The organism is Thermococcus sp. M36, assembly GCF_012027355.1.
In the GTDB taxonomy this organism is placed as follows: Archaea; Methanobacteriota_B; Thermococci; order Thermococcales; family Thermococcaceae; genus Thermococcus.
The window spans coordinates 1-419 of record NZ_SNUH01000255.1 but is presented as its reverse complement, the minus strand read 5'-3'; the positions used below and the strand labels follow the sequence as shown (position 1 = coordinate 419).

General features: G+C 35.6%; 1 protein-coding gene. It reads right to left on the bottom strand.

All coding sequences use genetic code 11. The features are described from left to right. Positions 1-53 precede the first annotated feature (53 nt). A partial coding sequence (locus E3E36_RS12225) for a hypothetical protein (protein ID WP_167895620.1) occupies positions 54-419 on the bottom strand: 366 nt, incomplete at its 5' end.

Here is a 419-nt window from a genome sequence, read left to right as displayed (position 1 = left end):
ATAGTCATTCAGTGAAACAATGAATTGAGATAACATTTCTTTTCCTGTCATGGCTATCTCTTTTCTTTTGATTCTTCAAAAATCACTTTCCATACGGGACTATTTCCCTGAATCAATTCGTAGGTATAGTTCATTATCACCTTGCGAATGAAATTTCCAATGTTTACTTGACGACTTGAAAGTGAATTGTATTCGGCAGTAAACTCTGAAAGGTCAAAACCCTTCTCCAATATTCTGTCACGAAGAGTTGTAAAACCTTTGTTAGCAAATTCAGAGAGTTCCTTCTTTGTCCAACTCTTTTCAATCTTAATATGCTTTCCGACTGCCGCAAAAACTCCACTAAGAGTTGTGTCTTTAACGAACCATTCTTTGCCTTTTTGCGAATCCTTTTCGCTTACTGCTAAATCAATATTATAGAG